This is a genomic window from Candidatus Poribacteria bacterium, from assembly GCA_009839745.1.
In the GTDB taxonomy this organism is placed as follows: Bacteria; Poribacteria; WGA-4E; order WGA-4E; family WGA-3G; genus WGA-3G.
Genome location: VXPE01000062.1, coordinates 1 through 13,028 on the forward strand (window position 1 = coordinate 1; position 13,028 = coordinate 13,028).

Annotated in this window: 13 protein-coding genes; 1 reads left to right on the plus strand and 12 read right to left on the minus strand. The window is 47.2% G+C overall.

The genetic code is table 11. The features are described 5' to 3' along the window. Positions 1-47: 47 nt before the first annotated feature. The 5 genes from F4X88_10295 to F4X88_10315 all read right to left on the minus strand — a co-directional run bounded on the left by F4X88_10295 (position 48) and on the right by F4X88_10315 (position 2,213). Positions 48-323 (minus strand): DUF262 domain-containing protein, encoded by a 276-nt coding sequence (locus F4X88_10295; GenBank protein ID MYA56674.1) that lies wholly within the window; start codon positions 321-323, stop codon positions 48-50. 138 nt (positions 324-461) lie between these two features. Next, positions 462-944 (minus strand): hypothetical protein, encoded by a 483-nt coding sequence (locus tag F4X88_10300; protein ID MYA56675.1) that lies wholly within the window; start codon positions 942-944, stop codon positions 462-464. Continuing rightward, positions 941-1,492, minus strand: coding sequence for a hypothetical protein (locus F4X88_10305; protein ID MYA56676.1), 552 nt, complete (start codon positions 1,490-1,492; stop codon positions 941-943). Before F4X88_10305 ends, F4X88_10300 begins: the two co-directional genes overlap by 4 nt. A gap of 95 nt (positions 1,493-1,587) precedes the next feature. Continuing rightward, entirely contained in the window at positions 1,588-1,929 is a 342-nt protein-coding gene (locus F4X88_10310; protein MYA56677.1) for a hypothetical protein, read from the minus strand. Positions 1,930-1,961: 32 nt separating this feature from the next. After that, positions 1,962-2,213, minus strand: a complete 252-nt coding sequence (locus F4X88_10315; GenBank protein MYA56678.1) for a hypothetical protein — start codon at positions 2,211-2,213, stop codon at positions 1,962-1,964. A 205-nt stretch (positions 2,214-2,418) separates the two neighbouring features. On the opposite strand from F4X88_10315, the gene F4X88_10320 reads away from it, so the two are divergent. Beyond that, positions 2,419-2,994 carry a Uma2 family endonuclease gene (locus F4X88_10320; GenBank protein ID MYA56679.1) on the plus strand — a complete coding sequence of 192 codons (576 nt, stop codon included), beginning with the start codon at positions 2,419-2,421 and terminating at the stop codon, positions 2,992-2,994. 3 nt (positions 2,995-2,997) lie between these two features. Here F4X88_10320 and F4X88_10325 read toward each other — a convergent pair whose 3' ends face one another. The 7 genes from F4X88_10325 to F4X88_10355 all read right to left on the minus strand — a co-directional run bounded on the left by F4X88_10325 (position 2,998) and on the right by F4X88_10355 (position 12,652). After that, positions 2,998-3,261, minus strand: a complete 264-nt coding sequence (locus tag F4X88_10325; GenBank protein MYA56680.1) for a hypothetical protein — start codon at positions 3,259-3,261, stop codon at positions 2,998-3,000. Next, complete coding sequence (locus F4X88_10330; protein ID MYA56681.1) at positions 3,261-4,919, minus strand: AAA family ATPase; 1,659 nt, start codon at positions 4,917-4,919, stop codon at positions 3,261-3,263. Before F4X88_10330 ends, F4X88_10325 begins: the two co-directional genes overlap by 1 nt. 256 nt (positions 4,920-5,175) lie before the next feature. Further along, positions 5,176-7,758, minus strand: a complete 2,583-nt coding sequence (gene clpB, locus F4X88_10335; GenBank protein ID MYA56682.1) for an ATP-dependent chaperone ClpB — start codon at positions 7,756-7,758, stop codon at positions 5,176-5,178. Positions 7,759-8,197: 439 nt separating this feature from the next. Further along, complete coding sequence (locus F4X88_10340) at positions 8,198-9,922, minus strand: CRTAC1 family protein (GenBank protein MYA56683.1); 1,725 nt, start codon at positions 9,920-9,922, stop codon at positions 8,198-8,200. Positions 9,923-10,044: 122 nt separating this feature from the next. Next, positions 10,045-10,839, minus strand: a complete 795-nt coding sequence (locus tag F4X88_10345) for an ADP-ribosylglycohydrolase family protein (GenBank protein MYA56684.1) — start codon at positions 10,837-10,839, stop codon at positions 10,045-10,047. Between the two features lie 79 nt (positions 10,840-10,918). Next, on the minus strand, positions 10,919-11,758 hold the full coding sequence (locus F4X88_10350) for a LamG domain-containing protein (GenBank protein MYA56685.1): 840 nt from the start codon (positions 11,756-11,758) through the stop codon (positions 10,919-10,921). A 57-nt stretch (positions 11,759-11,815) separates the two neighbouring features. Further along, on the minus strand, positions 11,816-12,652 hold the full coding sequence (locus F4X88_10355; GenBank protein ID MYA56686.1) for a LamG domain-containing protein: 837 nt from the start codon (positions 12,650-12,652) through the stop codon (positions 11,816-11,818). Between the last annotated feature and the right edge of the window lie 376 nt (positions 12,653-13,028).

Genomic DNA, 13,028 nt, shown 5'->3' on the forward strand with positions numbered 1-13,028 from the left:
GTATACGAAACCCGATACCAAATGTCAATACTTTTAGAATGTAAACACTACCTAATGACGCAAAGAATAATTTGAAAAGTTGTAAGACGCTGCTGCCCATCAATGACATCATAGATTTCTAAATCACCTGGATCGTCTTGTAGGCGTGTCACAATGATGCCGGTAAAAAGCCCATTAGATGACCTATGTTTAACATCGATCCAGAGGTTATCCCAATTCTTTCGATTCCAAACGTAACGCCGTTGATAAATAGGAATTTTATATTGCTTCCTACTTCCTGAGAATAATATATCTACAGTCTGGGCTTCGTCTTTTATCTCCACTTCTAAATTCTCCTAATTCATTTTCAAGTTTCGGTGATCAACTTCAAAGCAATGATATATTAAAGTTACCACATTTTCAATCTTTATACAAGTTAAATTTTTTGAGCAAAATTACGAATCGACATGAATCATTAATATTTATCCACTATTTGTATCTTCAATCTCAGTTAAATCCTCAACCTCAGCGATATCCGCTAACATTCGAGAATACTTGCGTAACTCCTCCTGCAGCGCGGTGAGTTCTTGGCGGAAAACGGCACGTTCCGTTTCGTCCTCAAGGTCGCCTGCCAGACTTTTCCGATGCCACTTTGCAGTAAATGGGCGAACAACTTGATTAAGAACAACAATCGCGATTTTTGTGAAGTTAATACACTCTGGCCCGTATTCTCTGATAACTTCTCTCGTGGTTACAAACAGTGAATAGACGCTATCTAAGGCCGTTTTTTCATCGCCATATTCAACGGGTAACGGTTGTGCGGTAATCCGTGTTAACAATTCGATATAGAGTGCCCATGCAGCGTTTTTGTCAGCTGCTTTTGGGGTCCACTCCATTTGTAGGAAAGGAGGTGTGATCTTCAGAGAAGTCATTCCCCATTTTTCAACCCAATTTGAGAATTTCATTTTTGCCAACTATCTCCAGTACGGTTTTTGCCAAACAGCGGATCGGAATTGTGGGGATTAAGATTCTTCTGTTTTCTCCGCTTGAAGGCCTTATGTATCCACGCCTGTACGTGCTGAGGGTTAGATATCCAAGTGTACAACTTTGCAAAACCACATTCTACATTACGATACAGACGTGGAGGCATGATGTAAGGATTGGGTTCAGCCTTACCATAATCGGGATGGGTAGGTAAGAAAATACCGATAAGTCCAGAACGGTCACTCGCTTTTGTGTGACTGATGCTCGCCGATATTTCCCAATCTACGTGTTTTCTTTTCCACGTTTCTGTACCAATCAAAACCACCGTCACCGTCGAATCTTGGAGGTAATCGTCCCGGATTATTTGACGGACAGTTTCTGTCTTGGTGTTGGGATCGATATCATCATCTTGGACGGATCTCGACTCCATGATGTCGTGAACCTCTGAAAATAATTCGCCAAACAGATCTTTATACTTTTGATCGTTCTTATGATGATAACTTACGAAAACCTTATGGCGATGAGACATATAGAATCTCCCCTTTTTAAAAGTATACACATAATGCCCGGTTAGAAGAAAAAAGGAAATGGGACCGCGCTACGACACATATAATGTCCGGAGGGCTAATCGATCGATGCTTCAATAATGAGATCCCGTTCCAATACAACGGTTCGCCTGACAAAATCAATCTGTAGGCGATATTCCCGTAGCAAATGGGTCCCTATAAGAATCTCACCATTGGCCACGAAAGTTGCTCTTGCTTGAACGATCTGGCCATCAAACTGGAAATCGACCAAATAAACGTCCTCCTCAATTGTTTGTCCGCCAGCTAATGAAGAAGTCACTTTTCCGACATATTCAGGTTTCAAAACACTTCGTAGGGCTTCAGGCAATTCCAGATCTCCATTAAAACCTGTGTCAATCGTCGCTGCCCACTCTTGTCCGGCGATAAAGAGGGTGATCATTGGTACGCCTCTATTCGACACCGTACCATGTATCATTGATGCCCGCCCTTCCGAAAATAGGCTTTAAAGCCGACGAGTTCAAAGAAAAGGGGAGAAGTCATTCCTTCAGCTCGCCGATGTTTCACGATCTCCGAAATGGAGTCTCCGAACCAAATCCGCCCGCTTTTTGGATCGATGCCGGCGGTCTGTCCAATCCGTTCAGTAATATCGTGCTGTTTCTGGTATTCCGCCCAGAGGCGTTTGGCATTGCGTGAATCGGCTTCTGTCCAATTTGCGGGGTTCATTGTTGATTTCTCCGTTCTGCTGCAGATATGGCTTGAAACTGGTGCTTTTGTGCGCCGATCGCTTGCGGCATTCTGACTAAAAGGTACTATGAAAACTTTGCTTGTGTCAAATTGATTTTGCAATTTGTTGAAATTTTGATCGATCACATGCTATAATCTAACAGTAAGAACTCGAAGTTCGTCAAACGAATTCACGGAGGCACGCATGTCATCTCTCGCAGCAGAAACCATCTTTACCCCCGAGGAATACCTCGTCTCGGAACGGAAGGCAACACTGAAAAGTGAATATATTAACGGAGAAATACTTGCAATGTCCGGCGCAAGTCTCGCGCATACACTCCTCACAGCAGATATACTCACTGAACTGAATATCCAACTGAGGGGACACAAGTGTCAGGTCATTAGCAACGATATGCGCGTGAAGACCAGCCCGAAAGGTGCCTATTTTTACCCGGATGTCGTCGTTTTCTGTGGTGAACCCGAATTTGAGGATAACGTCTTTGATACGCTTCTTAACCCAATTCTTGTTGTAGAGGTGCTTTCACCGTCGACGGAAATGTATGACAGAGGTGACAAATTTGCGCACTATCAAGAACTTGCATCCCTGCAAGAATACATCCTCGTTTCACAGGACAGAATTCGCGTCGAACAGTATCGCCTTCTCAAGACACAGTGGGTGCAGACCGAGTTTCACGGACATGAAGATGTGCTACTACTCAATTCCATCGGATGTAAACTCCCCTTACAAGACATCTACAGACGCGTTGCATTTTCTGATTGAAGGTTAGGTCCAGCGGTCTAACGCTTCATTAATACGCTCATAAATCCATTCGTCAATCAGTTTACCCGGGAGCATACCGCGTTCCTCAGCAAGTTTTATCAAAACCTCGACATCTTCATCTGTTAGCCAGACGGAGGCTTTGAATTCTTTGCCCTGCTTTAAGAGCATTCCCTCTCGTTGCTGCATCTCTTGGGCTGCGAAGTATTCATGGTCATTGTAGACATCCTCGTATTCTTCAACTTCGGGATCTATGATGTGTTTAAGCATTATAGGTTCCTCCTATCTGAGGGCTTTTTTTGTATCACTGGAATGACGTAACTCCGGATCGTGACACCTTCGACTGTCTCTGTCTCTATCCGGGGCTCTGGGATATCGCGGTGGTCAAAGACGACGTAGTATCCTTCGAGTGCCTTCTCCAACTTGAGATACGCCGCGAGTTGCCTTTTGCCTGCTTGATAACGGTTCTCACCTCTCCAAATCTTGGTCTCAACGATGTATTTTCGTTGGTTGTGGAGGATGCATAAATCTATTCTACCGCGGCCTGTTTGCACTTCAAGGAGCATGTTACCGCCCACTATTTGAACAAACTGGTCAAGATAGGTGAGCAGGAGATGTCTTCCGACAGATTCTTGCGGCGTTTGCGGCACTTGCAGAATCCGGAAACCCGCGCGCGCGATAAAGTTAGAAAAATTATCCAGTAACGGTTGCATGGCAATCTGTCCGGTGTCTGTGAGGTAAGTCTGGAAACCTGTGATGTTGTCTTCAGGGAAGTATACCTCTTCTAACCCGTTCACTGTCGGTTTAAAGGCGCGTAGGATGGAATATAGATAAATCGGGTTGGCGATTTCGCACATGCGGTCCACCCCTTCAGAAATGACACCGTAAGTGGCAAGTTCATTAAGGAGTTCATCGTGTAGATTGAAATCAAGTCCATCCTCGTATGCTGTAATTCGCATGAGAATTTTTTCAAAGCGCGGGTCCTTGCGCATATTGGTTGTCAAATGCTCTATGTTAGTGTTTCTGCCTCGCAGCAGTTGGGTGTGTGCTGTCGTAAAGTGCGACATAGTAATCGGTTGGGTTTTCGGGATGTCCATCTCTTCTGTGAGTATCTGCGCAAGACGGTTGACAAGTACGGGTTGCCCCCCAGTTTGTTTGTAGATAGATGTAATAACTTCGGGGGCGAAGGCTTGTCCGACTTCAGTTGTATATTGTCCAAGGAGTTCTTCTACCTCTTCACGTGTGAAATTTGGCAAATCAAACTCGTCTTGGATGTTGAATGGCGAGATGGAGCGATCATAGTTGAGTTGGGTAATACTCTTAACACCGATGATGCTGACGCTGTGTGGGCATCGCGGTTTACCGGCAATGTAGATATGGCGAAGGGTGTGAAGAAAATCGCTCAGAACTGCTTGAGGAATACCATCAAATTCGTCGATAACAATGACAACCTTCTGTTCGCCAGACTCGGCGTTCAGAAAACTTGCGAGTTCCCTAAAGAATTCCAACATTGAAAGATGATCGGTGAGTGTTGTGTTTGCCAAGAATTGTGCTAAATTTTCGGAAAGTGTAGCACCGCGCTTTTGACAGAGCTGCTCAATGCTCTGGCGAATCTGCTGGTAGAGATGTTCATAGAAAGCCGGAGATGAGAGATTTTTATACACATCAAAATTCAGCGGAATTGGAAAGTAGGTTGGTGCTTCTGTTATGAGTTTATCGAAGGCCTGCTGGAAAAAGGTCGTTTTACCTGTTTGACGCGGCGCGAAAATAACGATATATCGACCCTCTTTGATGCGGCTGATGAAATCGTTAATCTTCTCTGTGCGTCGGACGAAGTAGTTTTCCGATGGATGCACGGGACCTTGGGTGCCAAAACGTCTCATTTCTCTTCCCTCAGCAGTGTGTTCTCTTATATCTTTCTTTTCCATTTTATGCTAAAGGATACCATGAAAACGCTGTCTGTGTCAAATTGATTTCTCGGCTTTTAGAGCGGGTGGATTTACGTAAAACTTTCAGGACAGACACGCATTTAGAGTCTATACTGACATTGAGAGGCTGCTCCCGAGGAAAGTGCAATGAATTGCGCAACTACGAACCAAAGACTGCAAGAAAATGCGTAAACGACAGAAGTCCTAAATTTATAAAGCGGGTGAGGCATAAAGACCTCACCCGATAGCAGTTAGATTACGCTTTCCGGAAGACGAACGCTCCATCTTCAAAATCAACGGCAATTGTGTCGCCATCGTGGAAAATGCCCTCCAGCATCTGGATCGCTAACGGGTTCAGAATATCCCGCTGGATGGTTCGTCGGAGCGGACGTGCCCCGTAAACTGGATCGAATCCGCGTTTCACCAGTGCTTCTTTGGCAGATTCAGAAAGCGTCAGTGCCATCTCCTTCTCCGAGAAACGGTGACTGAGTTGCGTGAGTTCAAGCGCGACAATCCGTTTCAATTCTTCGATACCGAGACGGTCAAAGATAATCAGATCGTCAATACGGTTCAGAAATTCAGGTGGGAAATGCGCTTGGACCGCGTCCATCACCTTCCGACGCATCTCTTTTGTGTCCAACAGTGCGTCGCTAATCCACTGGCTCCCGATGTTAGAGGTCATGATGACAACCGTGTTCTTGAAGTCGACAGTGCGTCCTTGTCCGTCCGTCATTCTACCGTCATCAAGCATCTGAAGCAAAACATTGAATACCTCCGGGTGTGCCTTCTCAACTTCATCGAGCAGGATGACACAGTAAGGGTGTCGTCGGATGGCTTCGGTGAGTTGACCGCCTTCATCGTAGCCGACGTATCCCGGGGGTGCCCCGATCAATCGGGAGACGGTGTGTTTCTCCATATACTCGCTCATATCAATACGCACCATAGCGTTCGCATCGTCAAACAGAAATTCGGCGAGCGATTTGGCGAGATGCGTTTTACCGACACCGGTCGGTCCCATGAAAAGGAAAGAACCGAGGGGTCGATCAGGATCACCGAGACCGACACGAGCCCGTCGAATCGCATGAGAGACGGCACTGACCGCCTCATCTTGTCCAATCACCTGTTCGCGTAGACGTTCCTCCATGTTGAGGAGTTTCTGAGTCTCACCTTCCATGAGTCGAGAAACAGGAATACCGGTCCACTTCGCTACAATTTCAGCGATGTCTTCCGCACGCACGCGCTCCTTCAGCATCTGGGTGCCTTGGGCATCCGTTTCCAAAGTTTCTTGGACGGCTTTGAGCCGTGATTCCAATTCCGGTATCTTACCGTATTCAATCTCTGATGCCCGCCCAAGATTGCCCGCGCGTTTGGCTTGTTCTGACGCAATACGGAGCGTTTCAATCTGTTCCATCAACTCGCCGATCTGCGTCAAATTCGCTTTTTCGTTCTGCCATGCGGCTTTGAGCGCGTTTGCACTCTCTTTGAGTTCTGCAAGCTCAGCCCGCAGTTTTTCAAGCCGTTGTTGTGAAGCACCGTCCTCCTCTTTCTCCAGTGCCTGTTGCTCAATTTGGAGTTGGATAATCCGACGCTCCACCTCATCAATCTCCTCCGGCACACTGTCAATCTCAATTCGCAGCCGCGACGCGGCTTCATCTACTAAATCTACGGCTTTATCCGGTAAGAACCGTTCAGAAATATAACGTTTTGAGAGGGTCGCAGCCGCGACAATGGCACTGTCTTGAATTTGGACACCGTGATGCGTCTCATAACGTTCCTTCAAACCCCGAAGAATGGCAATCGTGTCCTCAACCGACGGTTCTTCAACCTGCACGGGTTGGAATCGGCGTTCCAAGGCGGCATCCTTCTCAATGTGTTTGCGATATTCGTCAAGGGTGGTCGCGCCTATACACCGGAGTTCGCCGCGTGCCAGTGCGGGTTTGAGCATATTTGAAGCGTCCACAGCACCTTCCGCTGCGCCTGCACCGACGATGGTATGGAGTTCATCGATAAAAAGCACGACCTGCCCTTCTGCCTGTTCCACATCGGTAAGCACGGCTTTGAGTCTATCCTCAAATTCGCCACGATACTTACTACCAGCGATGAGTGCCCCTAAATCGAGAGCGATAAGCCGTTTATCGCGGAGGCTTTCTGGGACATCACCATCAGCGATACGTTGGGCTAACCCCTCTACGATCGCTGTTTTCCCGACACCCGGTTCACCGATCAAGACGGGATTGTTTTTTCGCCTGCGGGAGAGCACTTGCATCACGCGCCGGATTTCATCATCCCGTCCGATAACTGGATCGAGTTTCCCCGAAATCGCTTCTTGGGTGAGTTCCCTTCCAAACCGAGTGAGTGCCTGATATTTATCCTCGGGGTTCTGATCGGTTACCCGCTGCGTCCCTCGAATATCGACGAGTGCCTTGAGTATCTTATCCTTTGTTACACCCGCTTCCCGAAGGATTTTACCGACTTCGCTCTGTTTCGTCTCAGCACACGCGATCAGGAGATGTTCCGTGCTGACATATTCGTCCTTGAGGGTCGTTGCTACTTTGAAGCCGGTATCCAGAACGGATTGTAGCGCAGGGGCAATCCGCATTTCAGCCGCTGTGCCTTGGACTTTCGGTGCTTTTTGAACAGTGGTTTCAATTGCTGACGTAATTCTCGCAGTATCGACTCCCAACTTCTGAAGAATCGGTGTGACGATCCCATCTGTCTGCCTGATGAGAGCCAACATCAGATGCTCAACCCCAAGTTCAGGGCTTTGGGTGTCTGTCGCTAAACTTTGTGCCGTTTCGAGTGCTTCTTGTGCTTTAATTGTAAATCTATCAAATCTCATTTTTAATTTTTCCTTGCGGTTCGGTAAGGCGGGTTGGATCTTTGAAGTGCCTTTGCGTAGACCTAGGGGAAACACCCAAGCAATACGCAGAAATACCCAAGCAAAAACACCCTGCGCCGATGTTGCAGGTTTTTTAATTTTCCTTGCGGTTCGGTGAGGTGGGTTTGAACTTTCATCTGCCTCTCCGTAGACCTAGGGGAAACACCCAAGCAAAAACCCTGCGCCGGTGTTGCAGGCTACACGCTTTGGGTTTAAGAAAACCTCTTTACTGATAACTGATAACTACCTGATAATATAAGTAGCAAGATTTATGCCATTGCTGTCTCTATACTGAAATTTGACAGAATTGTGGATAGGATGCCACTCCTGTGCCACTTTGGCAGCCTATGTGCAAAACTGGCACGAGAAATTGACACGTTTGGTCTGGCGTTGGGGGATGTTAATTATCTAAAAGAGGTTCGGTCACTACGAATTCCTGATTCACGGCGAGGTTTCCCAATGTCTGCACAACACCACTTTGCCAGCGAATCTGAAGTTTATCTACAAGCGTCCGCGCGCCAAGTCCAAAGAGCAACCTTGGATCGTTGCTACTGAGATAACTGTATCCTCGGCGAACTTCACGCGTTTGGGATTCAGCCCCGAGTGTCAATGTAACGCGGGCTCCGATACCATCACGATTGCTTCGGGTACCGATCAGTTTGAGACGCAGATAGTTGTTGGCAGTCCGGTTCTCGTTTCGGAGGAGTGCCACTTTCCCATTCAACTGCGTGACAAGAAGGTCTGTGTCGCCGTCGTTGTCATAATCACCGAAAAGAGTCCCACGACTGACGGAATCCTGACCTTCAAATTGCATCTCGACAAACGTCCCATCGTCTTGGTTCCAGTAGAGTTGATTCGGTTGTTTGTATGAGAGAACATCTGTGGTCTGCTCAACAGTTGGGAAGATATGACCGTTCGCGACAAAAATATCAAGGGAGCCATTGTTATCAGGATCGAAGAATCCGGTTCCGAACCCTAAAAAGAGGTAACTTTCTTCACCGAGCCCCGCCTTATAACTGACATCGGTAAACGTCCCGTCTCCGTTATTCCGATAGAGGGTGTTTGTCTCGTAGGAGAAATTGGTGACGAAGAGATCAAGATATCCATCGCCGTTGTAATCTCTCGCATCAACACCCATACCGGCTTGGGCTACGCCGTCCGCGCTGTAAGCACAACCTGTGAGGATAGCAATTTCGGCAAACGTCCCATCCCCTTTGTTGTAGAAGAGATAATTCGGCGTGTCATCGTTAGCGACGTAAAGGTCGGGATTGCCGTCAGTATCAAAGTCTGCCGCAACAACCCCTAATCCTTTACCAAGAAACATGCCCCCCGGATCCCGAATATTGGCGACATCTGTAGTATCGGTAAAAGTGCCGTCGCCGTTGTTTCGGTAGAGTCTATCGGGTGATCCTTCAAAGTGCTTCGGGTGACAATAACCACGAACCTTCTCGGTTTCACGGAATACCGGATTTTCCAAACAGATAGGCGCGGATCCATCTAATCTGTAGTTGACGTAGTTAACGACGTAGAGATCGAGATAGCCATCGCCGTCGTAATCGAAGAAAGTCGCGCTACTGCTCCAACGGGTATCACCTACACCTGCTTGAGCGGTAATATCCCTGAAAGTCCCGTCGCCGTTGTTATGATACAGCCGGTTCGCACGAAAATTGGTTACATAAATGTCCACGTAACCGTCATTGTCGACATCTCCGCAAGCGACACCGTGTCCATAGCTCCCCCGATTGTTGACTTTAGCGGACGCAGTAACATCCGTGAAAGTGCCGTCGCCGTTATTTCGGAAAAGCGCGCTTGGAGCGGCACTATTGACGAGATAAAGATCAAGGTTACCATCATTATCATAATCGAGGAATGCACCACCGGCACCGAGGGTCTCAGGCAGGTGAAACTCACCTGTCGCCCCGTTGGCGTGCGTAAAGTTGATACCGGCACTATCGGTGACATCTGCGAAATGGAGAGGAGATTCTGCGGGTAGCGCGGGAAATGAAATGTGGGAAAAAAAGAAGACGAGACACGTTATGATCGCGATTGACGGGGTACATTCTAAAACACGGCGGCGGTAGAACCTATCACGCTTCAAAATGGTATTAAACGCGAGTGCATCCATTTTTTAATTTTACCTTGCGGTTAAACGACGCGGATTCGAACTTTAGCGTTCTTTTCTTAGGCGTTGAAGAAACCCGCAAGCAAAACCCCTCCACTTCGTTACAGGAAACCTGATTTTCGCGTTTAATTTTCCCTTCCATCCGATGTTCGATACATCTCCGAGATGATTTCAAGCATGTCGGGTGCTTTGGCGAGATAGCGGACTTTTGACTCTTCTTTAATTTCGTCGGGGATACCGTGTAGTGCTTCTGCGATACCACCCGCAATCGAACCGAGGGTATCGGAATCACCACCGAGAGAGACGGCGTTGCGCACTGCGTCTTCATAACCTTCTGATTCTAAAGCACACGTGACGGCTTGTGGGACTGTGCCTTGACACGTCATATCGAAATCATAAGCGGGACGGATGTTGTCCACCGTTTGTGTCAGATCGTAGCCGTACTCGGCAGTGATAACCTTGCGAATGCCTGTAGGACCTTCGCCTCGGAAGGCGAGATAGATGGCGTGGGTTGTTGCCCGCGCGCCTTTTATCCCTTCAGGATGATCGTGGCTGATAACGGTTACGTTGTCAGCAGCGACGAGTGCCGCATCCAAATCATCTCGGTTCAGAAACGCCGCGGGTGAGACGCGCATCGCCGCACCGTTGCGAAAAGTGCAGTTGGGTGCATCCGCCTCAGCGTAAATCCAGTTTTTAAATATCTGACTGAAACCGCACTTCGGATACCGCTTTCCCCACTTCCGCATTGTCTCGGCTGGTGGAAGATTGTGTAAAAGCGCGTCGGCGACAGCAGTCGTGCAGACCGAATCATCTGTGAAACGGCAGTCCTCACCGAAAAAAGGAAAGTCTTTGGTTTTAATCCGACGATCCTTCGGCTCGTAGATTGATCCAACAATGTCTCCGATAATCGCACCCAGCATATTTTATCTCCTTAAAAAGCACGGTAGGGCTGAGATACAGAGACCTCGCCCTACAGGAACACACAATTATCAATCAATATTATTGCAATGTGCGTTGTGCCTTGATTGCCGCCCACGTGGTGGTGAATTTATCTTGCGGTTCAACGCTTACGACTGCGGATGCATACTCCGCCAAATCGGCTTCGTCGAAAGCGGAATTGTAGACAATCACCTCATCTACGCTACCACCAAAGTAGTGGACATCAGTGCCTGAAATGAGTTCATCGTTGTGAAAAACGGTGTCACCATTGACCTTACCGATACCGATAGCAGCACCATGCCCAAAAAGTGCACCGCCGTCTTCGCTGGCAACCCTTTCACCATTAACCCACATCTCGAGTTTGTCGGATTCGATCTCATTTGTGGTGTCGCGTAACACCAGAGCCACGTGATACCATACCCCCGATTCTACTGAGACGGAGGGCCACGCACCCTCCCAACCGTATTCTTCTTTGTTCCACGCGCCTATATAGACTTCACCGTCGAACACATAGAGATTAAAGCCGCGCGCTGTACCGCCTTCCTCATAGAGCACCTGCTTATGATCAGCGATATCCACATCAGTACAGTTGAAATAACAGGCGATCGTCCGATCTGTGTAGAAATTAGGTTGTGCGATCGTATTAATACCTTCGTCACTGGGAAGATGAACCCCATCGTCTATGCCGTCAAAAAGTAAAGCTGAACCGACAACCCCGTTAACAATCTCAGGGTCCCCCACAACTGTTCCATCTAACCCTTTTCCAGAGGTATCGACAGCATCAAGGTCTTCAAGACTCCATTTCCCTTCGACAGTTGCTTCATCTTTTGCTGCATAAGTGGCTGCAGCAATAATCATGAGGAAGACACTCAATAGAAAAATAAAACGATGTTTTACCATTATGGCAAATCTCCTTTATAGATTGTTAGTGTTGAACCTCAATTTGTAAGATTGAGACTACTTTTCAGTCCGTTGGGCTTTCAGAGTTGCCCAAGTTGTTGTGAATTTGCCCTGCGGCTCGACGCTCAAAGGTGCTGCGAGGTCTGCGAAATCTCCCTCGTCAAAAGCGGATCCGTAGACAAGCACTTCGTCGATGAGACCCCCGAACCAGTCAACATCGGTTTGCCCGCCGCCACCGCCATCATGATAGACGGTGTTCTGGTTGAGATGACCGACACCAATATCGTCCCCGTGGGCATGGAGTTGTCCACCCTTTTCTTGGGCAATGCGTTTGCCATCCACCCACATTTCAAACTTCTTGCTCTCGACCTTGTCCCTGGCGTCGCGAATTACCAAACCGACGTGGTACCACTGCTTTGACTTAATGTCCGCTGAGGGCCAGGCACCGTTCCAGTTGTATTCGGCGCGATTCCAACCGCCAGCGTAGACTTTACCGCCATGCACATAGAGTATTAAGCCTCGTGTGGCTCCACCTTCTTCAAAAATTACCTGCTTCCGATCGTCAATTTTTGCATTATCACAATAGAACAACGCAGCAACTGTCCGGTTGGTATAAGGTCCACCCGTATTGATGTCCACGGAATCTGGAAATTTGATACCATCGCTTTTACCGTTGAACTTTAACGCCTTTCCGGCGATCCCATCAACGGCTTGCGGTTTGCCGGTGAAATTGCCATCTAACCCTTTCTTTGAGGTATCTTTAGCACTTCCATCGTTGAAACTCCAGTTCGCAGCGACTGTCGCTTCATCTCGCTGCGCATTCGCTGGTATAGTAAGTAATAAAACGCCTAACAGTAGAACAATACAAAATGTAGAAACAAACACTCTAATCATTGTTATCCCTCCTAAATATTCTCTCCTTTTTTGTTTTTGGAGGTTAAGATTTTGAGACAAGGGTATCCATGTCTCAGACTTCTAACGTCCGATACGCTTTATAATTATTAAAAAATTTCAAAATTTTGTCAAATAAAAAACGCAAAATAGAAATAAAATAACGTGAACTCTATAGAAAATCTGATAAATCCTTTCTTCAGGTGATGTAATGTTTTGCCTAAAAATTGTGTCTTAATAATATGGATTTAATTTGCTTTTTACCTGAAAATTTTGTATAATTTTGGTTACCTAACGACTTGTGCTAAATACTGTTTGTAAAATACAACTTCACAGAAGTGCCATTTTTTTATGTGTTTCTCACGAGTTCTGCCCCTCT

Bases quoted from the DNA above. Each gene is read 5' to 3' on its own strand.
- F4X88_10300 (MYA56675.1), bottom strand. From the start codon at position 944: ATGAAATTCTCAAATTGGGTTGAAAAATGGGGAATGACTTCTCTGAAG.
- F4X88_10305 (MYA56676.1), bottom strand. From the start codon at position 1,492: ATGTCTCATCGCCATAAGGTTTTCGTAAGTTATCATCATAAGAACGAT.
- F4X88_10310 (MYA56677.1), bottom strand. From the start codon at position 1,929: ATGATCACCCTCTTTATCGCCGGACAAGAGTGGGCAGCGACGATTGAC.
- F4X88_10315 (MYA56678.1), bottom strand. From the start codon at position 2,213: ATGAACCCCGCAAATTGGACAGAAGCCGATTCACGCAATGCCAAACGC.
- F4X88_10320 (MYA56679.1), top strand. From the start codon at position 2,419: ATGTCATCTCTCGCAGCAGAAACCATCTTTACCCCCGAGGAATACCTC.
- F4X88_10325 (MYA56680.1), bottom strand. From the start codon at position 3,261: ATGCTTAAACACATCATAGATCCCGAAGTTGAAGAATACGAGGATGTC.
- F4X88_10330 (MYA56681.1), bottom strand. From the start codon at position 4,919: ATGGAAAAGAAAGATATAAGAGAACACACTGCTGAGGGAAGAGAAATG.
- clpB (MYA56682.1), bottom strand. From the start codon at position 7,758: ATGAGATTTGATAGATTTACAATTAAAGCACAAGAAGCACTCGAAACG.
- F4X88_10340 (MYA56683.1), bottom strand. From the start codon at position 9,922: ATGGATGCACTCGCGTTTAATACCATTTTGAAGCGTGATAGGTTCTAC.
- F4X88_10345 (MYA56684.1), bottom strand. From the start codon at position 10,839: ATGCTGGGTGCGATTATCGGAGACATTGTTGGATCAATCTACGAGCCG.
- F4X88_10350 (MYA56685.1), bottom strand. From the start codon at position 11,758: ATGGTAAAACATCGTTTTATTTTTCTATTGAGTGTCTTCCTCATGATT.
- F4X88_10355 (MYA56686.1), bottom strand. From the start codon at position 12,652: ATGATTAGAGTGTTTGTTTCTACATTTTGTATTGTTCTACTGTTAGGC.